The following is a 14,398-nucleotide window of genomic DNA, read 5'->3' as shown; positions in this document are numbered from 1 at the left end:
GTAAGCTTTAATCATGGTTGTTTATTGATTTTAATTATCTATAAAGCAACAAAAGAACAGCATGACCCAGTGGCCGGTATGCTCCCGCACGGCAGGAATAAATTGTTAAACCAGCCGGATTATCTTATTTTTAAGATGCAGACGCTTTATTAACACCAAATTGGTTTCTGCCATTGTTCAACCGTTTTATTAGCAGGGTAAGTCTGCGTGTTTACAGCCCAAATGTTTTCCGGTGAGTATCGGGGCTGTTATTTTCCAGGACCATTCTTCTATTTCAGATGTTTCATTTTCCGCGGTTTTCTCTAGAACGCATTAATCATAACTACTTTTAAAAGCATAAATAATATCTTATTATGGCAGATCTAAAAAGTAAATACCAGCAAACGGCGTTGGGAGATGTTGGAGCAAGGCAACTTGCCATTGCTACCCGTACTGTACCACAAATGGTTACCATTAGCCCTCGATGGCTCACCCGCCTGCTCAGCTGGGTACCTGTGGAATCAGGGGTATATCGCTTAAATAAAGTGAAAGATGCAAGTGCTATTGAAGTGGACTGCTCGGCCCGGGATGAACATACATTGCCGCAAACATTTGTGGATTATATTGAAAATCCGCGTGAATACAACCTGGCAGCAGTACAAACAATTGTAGATGTGCATACCAGGGTATCTGATTTGTACAGCAAGCCCTATAATCAGATTAGCGAACAGCTGCGTTTAGCTATAGAAACTATTAAAGAACGGCAGGAAAGCGAGTTAATCAATAACAAGGAATATGGCCTGTTACACAGTATAGTGCCATCACAAAGAATTAAAACCCGTAAAGGATCTCCTACACCTGACGACCTGGATGACCTGATTGCATTGGTATGGAAAGAGCCAGGTTTCTTTTTATTACATCCGCAAGCGATAGCTGCTTTTGGACGTGAATGTACCAGAAGAGGTGTACCGCCACCCACAGTATCTCTTTTCGGTTCACAATTCCTTACCTGGCGCGGTATACCGTTAATACCTTCTAACAAACTGCCTGTAGAAAAAGGTAAAACAAAGATCATTTTGTTGCGTACCGGTGAAAGCCGACAGGGAATAGTAGGCCTTTTCCAGCCCGGCTTACAGGGTGAACAATCACCGGGCTTATCTGTGCGTTTTATGGGTATTAACGATAGAGCCATTGCCTCTTATTTAGTGTCATTGTATTGTTCGCTGGCAGTACTGGTAGATGATGCCATTGCTGTACTGGACGATGTAGAAATAGGTAATTACCATGAGTACAAATATTAATAACCTGGAATTACCTGATGAGGCAGCGTTGGAACAACTGGCCAACCAGCTTTTTCGCCAGTCAGATACAGGTAATGGTATACAAGGGCTGGAGGTATTACCACAACAGCTTGCGGACAACAATTCTTTAGTAAATAGTACAGATATTGTACTGCCCAATGCCCAGGCTGCCGCCCCCGGGTTTACTGAAAGCAATATACCTGCTTCTGTTGCCGGTAGCGGGCAATCGCCTTCCGGCATTGTACATGGTAATAACATAAATATTGAAAATCCGCAAACGGGTTTCCCGGATGAAAATCTTAAAGGGGCCAGTGCTTCCTCTGTATCAGGTAATAACTTGTTTGCCCCCGGGCTCGGGTTAAAAGAGTATCTGCCTTTTGAGGCCGACCCTGCGCATCTGTTTAACCTGCAAGCCATATTATCGCTTATTCCTGCTGATAATAACCTACCTGTTGTAGAACGTGTGTGGGGGGATGTGCCTGCCTATTATTTTCTTGAGGGAAAAACAACTACAGCTACATCATGGGGTTTTGATGTAAATACAATCAAAAAGGATTTTCCTATTTTATCAGAAAAGGTGAATGGCAAACCTTTGGTGTGGCTGGATAATGCAGCCACTACACAAAAGCCTAAACAGGTAATTGACCGGATCAGTTATTTTTATCAGCACGAAAATTCCAATGTTCATCGTGCTGCACATGAGTTGGCTGCCCGTGCTACTGATGCGTTTGAAGATGCCCGTAAAAAGGTGCAGACTTTTATTAATGCAGGCTCGCCCAATGAAATTGTTTTTGTACGAGGCACTACAGAGGGCATTAACCTGGTAGCTAAAAGCTGGGGAGAACAATATCTGCAGGCAGGTGATGAAATTATTGTTACACATCTTGAACACCATGCCAACATTGTGCCCTGGCAACAGCTGGCTGCTAAAAAAGGACTGAAACTACGTGTGGTACCGGTAGATAACGACGGGCAGGTATTGCTGGATGAATATGCAAAATTGCTGAACAGTAAAACCAGGCTCGTTGCGTTTACACAGGTATCTAACGCACTTGGTACTATTACTCCGGCGCATGCTATTATAGAAATGGCTCACCAGGCAGGTGCAAAGGTATTGCTTGACGGAGCACAGTCTGTTTCACATATGCGTACTGATGTGCGGGCTTTAAATGCGGACTGGTTTGTATTCTCTGGCCACAAAGTATTTGGTCCTACTGGTATAGGTGTATTATATGGTAAGGAAGATCTGTTGAATCAGACGGAACCCTGGCAGGGTGGTGGTAATATGATTAAAGATGTAACGTTTGAATATACCCAATATCATCAGGCGCCTGGCCGTTTTGAAGCCGGAACAGGTAATATTGCCGATGCGGTGGGGTTGGGTGCTGCCATTGATTATGTAAGCAAACTGGGTATTGACAATATTGCTTTGTACGAGCATTATTTACTGGAATATGCCACCCCTTTACTGAAACAGGTGCCCGGACTTCAATTAATTGGTACTGCCAGAGAAAAGGCTAGTGTGCTTTCTTTTATCCTGCAGGGCTATTCCAACGACCAGGTAGGGCAGGCATTGAATAAAGAGGGTATTGCAGTAAGAACCGGCCATCATTGCGCTCAGCCAATCCTGCGACGGTTTGGAGTGGAAAGCACAGTAAGGCCATCACTGGCATTTTACAATACCTGTGCGGATGTTGATCTTTTAGTTACCACTTTATTGCAACTAAAAGCAGCAAAAAGGTAACACCAAATTTATAGCGGTTTGCCCGGCAAGCCGATGATATTTAAGTATTTATCTGTATTTGGCCCTATTAAGCGTACCTTTTGTTGTTGCCGGTTATACTATCGGTAGGTAAATTAATATTATGTCAAATATCACACAGGTTGTTAACACAGATAAAAACCTGAAAACGCTAAAAAAAGGTATACACTCTTCAGACCTGGACCAGTTACTAAGCAGCACAGGTCCTTTCACTTTTTTTGCACCTTTTGATCTTGCTTTTGAAAAACTGGAAAAAGGGCTCATGAATAACCTTCTGGAACCACAAAATAAACTGAAGCTTACCGATCTGATGAATAATCATATAGTGAGCGGAATTGTCACTTTCAAGGATTTGAAAGATGGCGACAGATTGAAAACAATAAACGGTAATGAGTTAATAGTGGAAGTGAAAAATGGTACAGTAAATATTGGTAGTGCTGCTATTCATGGACGTGATGCTAAAATATCAAATGGAGTAATTCATTCTACAGATACTGTTTTTATAAAATGATAGCAAAAATTCACTCTCTTCTTAGATAGTAATTGAATATACTTGTTTCAGGCTACAGATAGTAACCAGTCAGGAATTGAAAAGGCTCATCCTACGTTCATCCTACGTTAAAAACGTAGGATGAACGTAGGATGAGCCTTTTCAATTCCTGATTAATTCCTGATCGATCCCCGTTTACATACTATTTTAACAGTATTCACCTACTAGAGGACTTTTATCAGCTTTTCAGCAACCAGTTGTGCTGAAGCCGGATTCTGGCCGGTTATCAGCAAACCATCCTGTACCGCAAAGGCCGACCAGTCAGCTCCTTTTTCATATTTAGCTCCTCTTTCCTTCAGCATATCTTCGAGAAGGAAGGGAACTATTCCAACTGTTTGTGCTGCCTGTTCTTCGCTATTGGTGAACCCGGCTACAGTCTTTCCTTTAATCAGGTATTCCCCTTTCTTATCCTTTACGTTTTTCAGTGCTGCCGGGGCATGACATACCAGCGCCACCGGTTTCCCTGCTTCATAAAAGGATTGTATTAATTTAATGGAGTATGCATTTTGTGGAAGATCCCACATAGGTCCATGTCCGCCGGGATAAAATATGGCATCGTAGTCCTTTGCATTGACAGTACTCAATGCCACTGTATTATTTAGTCTTTCCTGAGCAGCAGCATCACCAAGGAATTTCTTTGCTGAAGGAGTAAGGAAATTATCGGAAGTACTTCTTGGATCTATGGGTGCTTTCCCGCCTTTAGGAGAAGCGATGGTTAACTGAACACCTTTTTCCGTCAGCAGGTAATAAGGAGTGGTAAATTCTTCCAGCCAGAGACCTGTTTTGCCGCCATCTTTCAGATCACTGAAAGAAGTAACAACAATAAGCACCTTTTTGGGCGACTGACTAAAAGCCTGATGCGTTATCAACGCTAATAATGCCATCACGTATGCAACTTTCATTTTCATATATTTTTTTCACAAAGCTAAGCCGGATACAGGGCTGTATACAATGACCTACCTCACTCTTTTGATGTGATGTATATCACAAAATTTCCTTATAACTCTTCGGGAAGGATTATTTTTGTATCAAATGACAGATATGTACCCTGCTTTAAGGAAGCATTTTGAGAATTTGGTTCAACTGACAGATGCAGAATTCGAATATATATCATCGTTCTTTCAGGTAAAGCAGTTTAAAAAACACTCCATCATTCTTCAGCCAGGAGATATCGTCCATTATGAATATTTTGTTTTGAAAGGGCTTATCAAAACATTCATGATAGATAATTCTGGGAAAGAGCATATTTGGCAATTCGCCATGGAAGAATGGTGGGTATCTGATTATTACGCATTCCAGACAGGTGGAACATCATCTTTCACTGTCCAGTGTCTGGAAGATGTGGAACTATTATGTATATCATTTGCTGACAGAGATAAGTTGTGTCTGGAGATACACAGTTTTGAACGTTTTTGCAGACTAAAGATCACAGCGGGATTTTTCAGTCAGCAGAAAAGAATAATGGCATTGTTGCAAAATGATGCGCAGTCCCGGTATCAGCAATTACTTGAACAATACCCTTCGCTTTTTCAACGTGTACCCAAGGCGCTTATTGCCGGATATCTGGGCGTTTCAAGGGAAACATTAAGCAGATTGAGAATAGAATAAATAGCTACACTTATATAATGGTTCTTAAACAGATTCCCTGAAACCTCAGCTTCTGGGATCGACGGAGGTATCCGTTATGAGGTCTATCGTAAGTCCACCTGCCGCTCATAACATCCTGCTTTCAATACCGCTTATCTTTTTATAAATTTAGTTTAAACTATCTGTAGCCGTATGCGAAAACTGTCTTCCCTTGCCTGTACTCTGTTATGTTCTGTTGTTACTTCATATGCCCGGCAACAGCCTGTCATTGATTTTGAGAAATATGATCCTCCTTCCTCCCTGGTAGTGCCGGAACATAAACTGACAAGGGCAAAATTTCCTTTCATTGATGTTCATAACCATCAGAATGGCCTGGCATCCGGCAACCTCCGGGATTTGTTGCAGGATATGGATGCATTGAACATGAAAGTAATGGTGAACCTTAGCGGAGGGAATGGTAGCCGCCTGAAATCTCAGGTGGATAATACAAAAAGCAAGGCAACCGGACGGTTTATCATATTCGCAAATATTGATTTCGATGGTATAGGGGAGGAGGGCTGGACGGAAAAAGCTGTGCTGCAGTTGACAGAAGATGTGAAGAACGGTGCCAATGGACTGAAAGTGTTTAAAAATTTAGGACTTAGTGTAAATGATAATACCGGCAAACGGGTGGCTATTGACGATCCCCGGCTGGATGCTATCTGGGCGCAATGTGGTAAGTTGAAAATCCCGGTGCTTATTCATGCAGCTGACCCCAGGCAATTCTGGCAACCTGCAGATTATAATAACGAACGCTGGTTAGAGTTGATCACCCATCCGGGTCGTAAGCGCAGTAATACTAATCCGGCACCCTGGGAACAGATCATAGAAGAACAACATCGTATGTTCAGAAAACATCCCGGCACAACTTTTATTAATGCCCACTTTGGCTGGTATGCAAGCAATCTGTCGCAATTATCACAGTTGATGGACCAGATACCTAATATGTATGTCGAATTTGGAGCGGTGATAGCAGAGTTGGGCCGCCAACCCAGGATGGCACGACAATTCTTTGAAAAGTATCAGGACAGAATCCTTTTCGGTAAAGATTCCTGGCAGCCGGATGAATATGCTACTTATTTCCGTGTACTGGAAACAGCAGACGAATACTTTCCCTATCATAAGAAATACCACGCTTTCTGGCGAATGTATGGCATGCAACTACCTGATGAAATATTGAAGAAAGTGTACTACAGGAATGCCATGAAAATTATTCCAGGGATCGATAAAAGTCAATTTGAATAGCTGCTCTTTTCTATTCTACTGCTCTGTCGTTAACATACAATGCCTCAGATAGTTTTGTCTGAACGCTTTTGGCGTACTGCCTTTTCTCTCTCTGAAAATACGATTGAAGTTGGGCATATTATTGAATCCGCAACGATCTGCAATTTCACTCACAGAAAGGGTGGTATCAATCAGCATTCGGGATACATGTCCAAGACGGATCTCCATCAGATTTTCAGTAAAGGAATAGCCGGTATGCTTTTTTATAAACCGGCTGAATGCTCCTTCAGACATGTTAGCGATCCTGGATGCGTCTGATAGTTTTATTTTGCGACCAAAATCCCTGTGAAGAAATTCGAGTACCCGTTCAATTCGCCGGCTACCAAAAGAATAGTTATCTCTTGTAAAAGTTATGTCGGATAATTTTCTTCTTCTACGGGAGATAGACAAATCATGAAGGATCGACAAAAATTCAATTACAGCATCAAATCCGGATCTCCTGTTTAATCTAAGCATCCTGGGAACCATCTTTTCGGCAGTTTCGGCAGAGAATAGTACTCCCCGTTTTGCGTCTTCAAACAGCATGCGGATATGGACCATCTGATTTTTTTGAAGCAGGGCAGAAGGAAATAACTCTTTGCTGAACTGGAGTGTGATTGCATGAATGTCATTGGTTTTGCAATTGTCAGTAGACCACCCGTGAGGAAGGCCAGGACCTAACAATACCAGTTCGATATTGCCTGTCTTGTCCATATGGTCTCCGATTATACGTTTTGCACCGGCAGCGTTCAGGATCAGGTTTAATTCCAGTTCTTCGTGAGAATGTATACCGGCAGGGGATACTTCCTTTTGTCGTGAAAAGAGGGTAAAACAGTCATTTTGAGCAAGGGGAGAAATTTCCCATACAATTTCTTTAAACACGGAAAATTATTCTTTATGGTTATACAGCAATATTAGAAATCTGCGAAACATTGTTCTTTCCCTTGAGTACTAAGAAATTGAATTATAATCCCATCTATTGTCAGGCAAGCTTTTTTTAAATTATAGTACCGGATTCTTGTACTATAGTACTATTGTAGCCTGTTCATGCTGCTATAAGAATGATTGTTTTACATTAGTGATATTGTTCAATTACCATATCTTATGATCAAGAAATATTTGTTGATGGCCTGTTTGGTGATCCCTCTTGTACTTGTAGCCCAGGATAGTAAGCATAATTTCAATAAGTACACGACTGTAAATGGACTGCCCACCAATTCGATTCAATATGTTTATGCTGATTCTTATGGGTTTTTATGGCTGGCGTCTTTCGATGGGTTGTTGCGTTGGGATGGTTATTCGTTCAAAACTTACAGTCATGATGAGAATGATCCCCGAACGCCGGACAACAATATCATCAACAGTATTTATGAAGACAGCCAGAGACGTCTTTGGGTTGCAACAATCGACGGACTTTGTCTGTATGACCGTTCAATGGAAACATTTGTGCGATGCCGCATACGGCCGGATAAAGGAAAAGTATCGGTGAACGCGATCCTGGAAGATACGGCACACCAGTTATGGCTGGGAACTTCTATGGGCCTGTGCCATTACGATCATAACACCCGCAAAGCAGAGTGGGTTACAACTCCTGATGGTCCGGATGTTATTTTTTGTATGGCACGGGATTCTGGTAACCATCTATGGCTAGGTACTTTTAATAGGGGATTTCAGAAATTTTCACCGCTTACCCACCAGTTTCAATCCTTCAAACATAAGTCAGGTGACCCGACTACGATAAGAAGTATCCTTGTTGATAGTGGCAATAGAGTATGGGTTGGGACCGAGGATAAAGGTGTGGCTGTTTTTAATGGAAATGGTCAGCTGATAAAGAAAATAGAGGGCCTGCCCGGTAAGAAGTGCATTATTAATTGCATTTATGAAGATAAAAACCGCTCCATATGGATAGGTATCCGGAGGGAGCGGGCATATTGTATCAGAAGTGGAGAGATGATCCCATCGGCTCTTGAAAATACAAGTGTGAATAATAATTATGAAAAGATATCCTCCGTCACCTCCATCCATGAGGACCTGTTTGGCAATACCTGGTTTGCTTCAGCCAACGATGGGCTGTACTATACTAACGGGAACAAAAATACCTTCAGTAATTATCTGCATGGGCCATCATCAATGGCGGTAAGCTGTTTTTATGAAGATAAACAGGGCGCTGTATGGGTGGGCACTAACGGGAATGGAGTATTCAGGCTGGGTCCGGAAAAGAGATCTGTAACTAGTCCCGTTATACCTTCTTTGCCGTCGAATGTTATTTATGATATAAAAGGAGATAACGAAGAAAATCTTTGGATGGCAAGCTGGGGAGGAGGTCTGATTACCTGTAATTCGTCCGGTAGTAATGTGAAACAATATCTTCATGATCCGTCAGATATTAATTCCATCATCCTTAATGATATAAAATCTGTTCTACCGGATGATAGCCTGATTTGGATAGGAACACATGGAGAAGGGCTCGCCGTATTTGATAAAAAAAAGGACCGGTTTATTCATTATAAGAACAATAAAACATTCCCCTTTTCTATGCATGCTCCTGCATGGATTAACCATCTTTTTAAAGATTCCAGAAAACGTTTGTGGATCAGTGCTTATAATGGACTGTTCGTATTTGATGGCAAAAAGCTAACCCACTTTGTGCATTCTTATGATTCAACAAGCATCAGCAGTAATTCAGTTAATATGGTTGCTGAAGATGGCGACGGAAATATATGGTTAGTGAGTGAATCTGGTCTTGATCAATATGATGAGGTAACTGGCAAATTCAGACGATGCATTCTGACCGGGCCTATGAAGTCAATCGTAGCAAATAATAAAACATTATGGATAGGTTCTACAAAGGGGATTATTGCATTTAATCCGGTTGCGCAAACTGTAAACAGATATGATCTTAATGATGGATTACTGGACAATGCATTTTTTCAGAAGGCCGCCATGCGCTCAGTTACAGGAAATATGTATTTTGGTTGTCCACGTGGTTTCAGTATGTTTTCGCCAGCTTCCTTAAAGAAGCTGGATATACCATCGTATTTTTATTTTACAGATCTCTACGTTAACAACGAACAACAATATCCCGGAAAGAAAGGATCACCACTACAAAAGTCGCTTTCTTTTTCTGATACAGTTATACTGAAGCCTGAGCATACTTTCTTCTCCATCGGATTTGAAGTGATCAACCTGTATGCTCCTGATCGGATAAAATATAGTTATAAATTAGAAGGCCTGCATGATAAATGGATGACGACAAATGGCGATCCCAGAATATTTTTCATGAATCTGCAACCAGGAGACTATACTCTGAAAATCAGGTATACTGATATGAACGGACAATGGCAGTCCGCTTCAAAAACGCTCCTGTTAAAAATATTACCTGCATGGAGGCAAACATGGTGGTTCAGATCAATGATGTTTATCTGTTGTGTTGCATTAATGACAGCACTCTTTTATATAAGACTCTTTGCTGTAAAAAAGAGAAATCATATCCTGGAAGAGGAAGTACAACGTAGAACAATCGAGTTGATAGAACAGAATGATGAAATAAGGACGCAAAAAGAGAACCTGACACTATCTAATGAAGAGATCAATCGTCAGACTGATAAGATACTTCTGCAACAACAATATATTATCAACCAGAATAAGGAACTTGAAAGTTCGGTAAAAAAATTAAAGGAGTTGAATCAGACTAAAGATCACTTTTTTTCTATCCTTGCACATGATCTCAAAAATCCGGTTTCAGCCCTTACTGGTATGGTAGATTTTGTCAGGGTAAATTTTCAGAGAATCGATAAAAAAAAGCTGCAGGAATATATTGAAGGGATCCATCAATCTGCCACATCAGTATATGACCTGCTTGTGAATTTATTGAATTGGTCGCGAACGCAGGTAAATAAAATAGCGCCTGACCCTGGGAATTGGGCCGTTGCGGAAATGATAGAAGAAAACAGGCTATTGCTCGCTCCGCAATTGAATAAGAAAAATATACAGTTGGAATCCCATGTTAACCCAGCGCACCATGTATTTGCAGATTATAATATGATAAATGTGGTGATCAGGAATATCTTCAGTAACAGTATTAAATTTACTGACTATAATGGTAGCATAGGAATTTATTCTGCGGAGAAAGACAATACAATTATACTTCGGATAACTGATTCTGGTATAGGTATGAGTACATGGCAACTGGACAGTTTATTTAAAATAGACGAAATGCGGACAGCGATAGGTACAGCAGGGGAAAAAGGAACAGGACTGGGACTGATAGTTAGTAAGGAGTTTATCGAAGCTAATCAGGGAAGCATATGGGTAGAAAGCGCTGCCGGCAAAGGAAGTTCTTTTTATGTTCAACTGCCTGTTGCTCGTTCACGGGTCAGATATCCCGGCAAGCCTTTTCATTCGGGATTAAAACTGGATCTATGGGAAACTATTCCGGTAGAAAAGCTGCTGAAGATTAAAGGAAAGAAAATACTGATTGTGGATGATAGTCTTGAAATGAGAAATTATTTAAAGCTGATCATTTCCGACACGTTTGAGATATTCGAGGCTCCAAATGGGGAAGAAGCGCTGAAACTAGCCATTGATAATATGCCGGCTATTATCATCACAGATCTGTTAATGCCGGACATGAACGGACTGGAATTCTGTAAGGCGATAAAAAACCAGATGGCAACCAGTCATATCCCGGTTGTGTTTTTGACCAGTCAGTGGGATGAATCTATACAAGTAACGGGGTACGAGGCTGGAGCGGATATTTATCTGACAAAACCTGTTAAAAAAGAATTACTGATACAAGTTGTTTTAAATCTTTTGCAAAATCAGGAGAGGATACATAAAAATATTCTGGAGCAATTGGTGAGCAATAGCTCTCTTCAATCAGTTACAACAAATATTAATAAACAGGATGAAACTTTTTTAAATAAACTGATTAGCGCAGTAGAAGCAAATATTTCTGATTCAAATCTTGATGCCAGGTTTCTTTGCAGAGAAATGGCTACCAGTCGTACGGTATTGTATACCAAGATCAGGACATTAACCGGGCAGACTGTTCACGAATTTATAAAATCCATTCGTTTACGGAAAAGTGTGCGACTATTACTGGAAGGAGAGTTGTCTGTCAGCCAGATAGCGTTTGACGTTGGGTTTAATAGTCATTCATATTTTGACAGATGTTTTATTAAACAATACAGGATGGGGCCCAGAGAATATGTTAATATGCGGAAAGGGAGTGATAAAAATGAAGCGGCCACTCAATCTGAGTAGCCGCTTCATTATTATTATTCTTTGATGATCTTACGGGTAATCTGTCCGTTATTATTGAATATTTTCAGCAAATACAAACCTGCCGGCAAGGATGTAAGTTGCAGTGTTTCTTTCCGGCCAGTAATTGTTCTGTTAATAATATAATACCCCTGGTTGTTTATCAGAGATATACGGCCACCTTTTTGCAAGGCAGATGGTACTTGTATTGTTACCTGGTCATGGGCAGGATTAGGGAAGATACTGATGCCTGCGGCGTTGTCTTTTTCATCAGGAAATGGTTTTGATATGCTGGCAATGGTTTGCGTTGTAATTGCAGGTGTACCATAGATTTCAAATTCAAACAGGGAGAAACCATAAGATGTTGCTCTGTTAATACAATATACTTTTACATAACGGGCCACTCCGGTCAGCCCGGTCTGATCGTCAGCAGCCGATGATGCCTTGCCCCAGAATTCCCTTATTGTTGTCCATGTAACATTATCAGTGGAGAACTGGATCTGGTAGTCGCGTGCATAAGCAGCTTCCCATGCCAGCCGCACACGGCTCACGTTGTAATTAGTTCCCAGATCCACAATGATGGACTGGTTATTTGCATAACTGCTTGACCAGCGTGTATTGCCATTGGCGTCCACTGCTTTATCTCCGGTATTGGTAGCGTCTTCATTAGAGGTGGTAAAAACTGGCCGGTTATAAGCAAGGTTGGAAGAAGAGATTTCTACTTTTATAGATGTCACAATATCATTAAAATTATCATCTACAAGACAGTTATCATCTGCAGTTTTAATAACAGATGTACCGGTAAAATTATTATCAGCAAATAGTGTGATTTTGTAACCGGCTTTGACCTGTACAGAAGATATATCATCGTTTACAACACCCAGTCCCTGCAACTGGGATAACGTATAATTACCAACAGGTAGGGAAACCGCTTTCCCGCTATAGTTACAGTCAGCGTACACTGCTGCTGTTCCGGATTGAGTAGAGTCTGTAGTAACTGTTATCGCATTACTACCGGCAGAGAAATTTCCGGCAGCGTCATAAGCTTTTACCAAAAGCGTATAGGAGGTATTGGGACTCAGGTTTTGCAAAGTTGTACTGGTAGTAGTAGAAGAGCCTGCAAGTACATTGCTGGTATTAAATATCTGGTAACCGGACACGCCTATATTATCTGTTGAAGCATCCCATGCAAGTGAAATACTGGTAGACGTTTTTGTTGTTGACCTGAAATTGGCCGGAACACCCGGTACCTCAGTATCAATAACAGTTTCCAGCGTACCATAAAAAGTATTAAAACTATTTGCCTGTAACGTAATTGTAAAATCTGTACCGTTCGGTGAATAAGTGCCTACCGTTTTATAACGGTCACCTGCCTCACTGGTGCGTATCAACGTTAGTGGTTTATTGGCAGGGATACCGTGGAAGGTAACTGTATGTGCAGAAGAATCCTGGTTCACTGCCTGGATGACAAATTTCTTATTGGCCACGTGTTTGTATGCAACAGTCATTACATCTGAGTTAGGTTGACTTGTCTCAACGACCTGGCCTCCCGGTTCAAAATGATTCATGTATGCAGTATGCACATTGTTGGAGGGCCATTCAGGATGCCAGAACCAGCCAGCAGATGTTGACATACGTGCAACATAATAGTTTCTGTAGTACATAACCGCCATTTCTTCAACTCCCTGCCATGTTAGTCTGTCAGGATTTTCCCAGTAAAAGGCATCATAATCTGTTTCCGTTCCCCAGAGATTACGGTCAAGTGTTTGTTGCCATGCACCCCATCCTTCCCAATAGGATATTGGTTCACGGCCGCTAGTACTTCCTCCCCTATAGCTATGCCAGGTTGGATTGCCTGCAACGCTGAGGTTTTTTACTGCATTGTAGATGTCTTTGCAATATTGAATATCCCAGAGTAAAACACTACCAAGGCTCATCTTGGTTTGTATACCATTGGCAGCAAAAAGGGTTTCACATTTCTGGATCAGTGTGATATATTCCTGGGCCGTGAGGGAGATATTAATGCCAGATGTTTTGGTTTCATTGATATCAATATAATCGACCGTCAATCCATAATTGTTTTTTCCATGTACAAGAAAGGAAGTGATGAAATAGGCAAAATCATCAAAATTATTAATCTTCCGGTTGGAACCTGCAGATGGATTGCTGACCATCCAGTTGGGGACGTCCCAGATACCCAGTATGGTTTTTATCCCTTTGTTCTGCATTGTTTTCAGACGTTGAAAACTGTTCACCACACGTGCATCGCTGTAGTTAAATGTTCCTTTGGAAGGTTCCCACACTTTGTTAGGAAACATATCTCTGAACAATGACATGTGGTTATCGAGCATCTGTTGGATGCTTGTATTGATAACATAATAATCACCATTCTGCCGGTCGCCCTCATGACAGAAACCTGCACCATCAATTCCCTGTCTTGGTTGGTTCAGGTTAATGTAAATGTCCTGTGCAAAAAGCTGATAACTGAGAAATGATAGGAGAGTAAAGATGTAGAGTGTAAGTCGCGTTTTCATGGATAGTGATTTTTAGAGAACTAAAGGTAGCATCAGGGGTATTGGGTTTTAGATGCTTTCATCACTATTTATAGTCTTTTGCGTACACGTATACAAAATGTGCTTTCTGGCGAATGTATAG

At 41.2% G+C, this 14,398-nt stretch carries 9 protein-coding genes; 6 read left to right on the top strand and 3 right to left on the bottom strand.

Annotated features, from left to right (window positions below):
* Positions 1-353 precede the first annotated feature (353 nt).
* The 3 genes from BM176_RS18525 (at position 354) to BM176_RS18515 (ending at position 3,553) form a co-directional block, all read left to right on the top strand.
* Positions 354-1,280 carry a family 2A encapsulin nanocompartment shell protein gene (locus BM176_RS18525; protein WP_090105776.1) on the top strand — a complete coding sequence of 309 codons (927 nt, stop codon included), beginning with the start codon at positions 354-356 and terminating at the stop codon, positions 1,278-1,280.
* Positions 1,264-3,024 carry a family 2A encapsulin nanocompartment cargo protein cysteine desulfurase gene (locus BM176_RS18520; RefSeq protein ID WP_090105774.1) on the top strand — a complete coding sequence of 587 codons (1,761 nt, stop codon included), beginning with the start codon at positions 1,264-1,266 and terminating at the stop codon, positions 3,022-3,024. The genes BM176_RS18525 and BM176_RS18520 overlap by 17 nt, the downstream gene beginning before the upstream one ends.
* Positions 3,025-3,145: 121 nt before the next feature.
* Positions 3,146-3,553 (top strand): fasciclin domain-containing protein, encoded by a 408-nt coding sequence (locus BM176_RS18515; RefSeq protein ID WP_090105772.1) that lies wholly within the window; start codon positions 3,146-3,148, stop codon positions 3,551-3,553.
* 203 nt (positions 3,554-3,756) lie between these two features.
* Here BM176_RS18515 and BM176_RS18510 read toward each other — a convergent pair whose 3' ends face one another.
* Positions 3,757-4,494, bottom strand: a complete 738-nt coding sequence (locus BM176_RS18510) for a type 1 glutamine amidotransferase domain-containing protein (RefSeq protein WP_255373542.1) — start codon at positions 4,492-4,494, stop codon at positions 3,757-3,759.
* Positions 4,495-4,633: 139 nt separating this feature from the next.
* On the opposite strand from BM176_RS18510, the gene BM176_RS18505 reads away from it, so the two are divergent.
* The gene (locus BM176_RS18505; protein WP_090106131.1) at positions 4,634-5,200 is read left to right on the top strand and encodes a Crp/Fnr family transcriptional regulator; all 567 of its coding nucleotides are present in this window, start codon (positions 4,634-4,636) and stop codon (positions 5,198-5,200) included.
* 171 nt (positions 5,201-5,371) lie between these two features.
* Entirely contained in the window at positions 5,372-6,463 is a 1,092-nt protein-coding gene (locus BM176_RS18500; RefSeq protein WP_090105768.1) for an amidohydrolase family protein, read from the top strand.
* A gap of 15 nt (positions 6,464-6,478) precedes the next feature.
* Here the strand turns inward: BM176_RS18500 and BM176_RS18495 are convergent, their stop codons facing one another.
* Positions 6,479-7,363: an AraC family transcriptional regulator gene (locus tag BM176_RS18495; RefSeq protein WP_090105766.1), complete on the bottom strand. Its 885-nt coding sequence runs from the start codon at positions 7,361-7,363 to the stop codon at positions 6,479-6,481.
* A 222-nt stretch (positions 7,364-7,585) separates the two neighbouring features.
* On the opposite strand from BM176_RS18495, the gene BM176_RS18490 reads away from it, so the two are divergent.
* On the top strand, positions 7,586-11,746 hold the full coding sequence (locus BM176_RS18490) for a hybrid sensor histidine kinase/response regulator transcription factor (protein ID WP_090105764.1): 4,161 nt from the start codon (positions 7,586-7,588) through the stop codon (positions 11,744-11,746).
* 14 nt (positions 11,747-11,760) lie between these two features.
* Here BM176_RS18490 and BM176_RS18485 read toward each other — a convergent pair whose 3' ends face one another.
* A complete protein-coding gene (locus BM176_RS18485; protein WP_090105753.1) occupies positions 11,761-14,277 on the bottom strand; it encodes a discoidin domain-containing protein in 2,517 nt (838 codons plus the stop codon).
* Positions 14,278-14,398 lie beyond the last annotated feature (121 nt).

This window comes from Chitinophaga sp. CF118 (assembly GCF_900112615.1).
In the GTDB taxonomy this organism is placed as follows: domain Bacteria; phylum Bacteroidota; class Bacteroidia; order Chitinophagales; family Chitinophagaceae; genus Chitinophaga.
This window is presented reverse-complemented; position numbering and strand designations above follow the sequence as displayed.

Coding starts and splice junctions, on each gene's coding strand:
- BM176_RS18525 (WP_090105776.1), top strand. CDS start 354: ATGGCAGATCTAAAAAGTAAATACCAGCAAACGGCGTTGGGAGATGTT.
- BM176_RS18520 (WP_090105774.1), top strand. CDS start 1,264: ATGAGTACAAATATTAATAACCTGGAATTACCTGATGAGGCAGCGTTG.
- BM176_RS18515 (WP_090105772.1), top strand. CDS start 3,146: ATGTCAAATATCACACAGGTTGTTAACACAGATAAAAACCTGAAAACG.
- BM176_RS18510 (WP_255373542.1), bottom strand. CDS start 4,494: ATGAAAGTTGCATACGTGATGGCATTATTAGCGTTGATAACGCATCAG.
- BM176_RS18505 (WP_090106131.1), top strand. CDS start 4,634: ATGTACCCTGCTTTAAGGAAGCATTTTGAGAATTTGGTTCAACTGACA.
- BM176_RS18500 (WP_090105768.1), top strand. CDS start 5,372: ATGCGAAAACTGTCTTCCCTTGCCTGTACTCTGTTATGTTCTGTTGTT.
- BM176_RS18490 (WP_090105764.1), top strand. CDS start 7,586: ATGATCAAGAAATATTTGTTGATGGCCTGTTTGGTGATCCCTCTTGTA.
- BM176_RS18485 (WP_090105753.1), bottom strand. CDS start 14,277: ATGAAAACGCGACTTACACTCTACATCTTTACTCTCCTATCATTTCTC.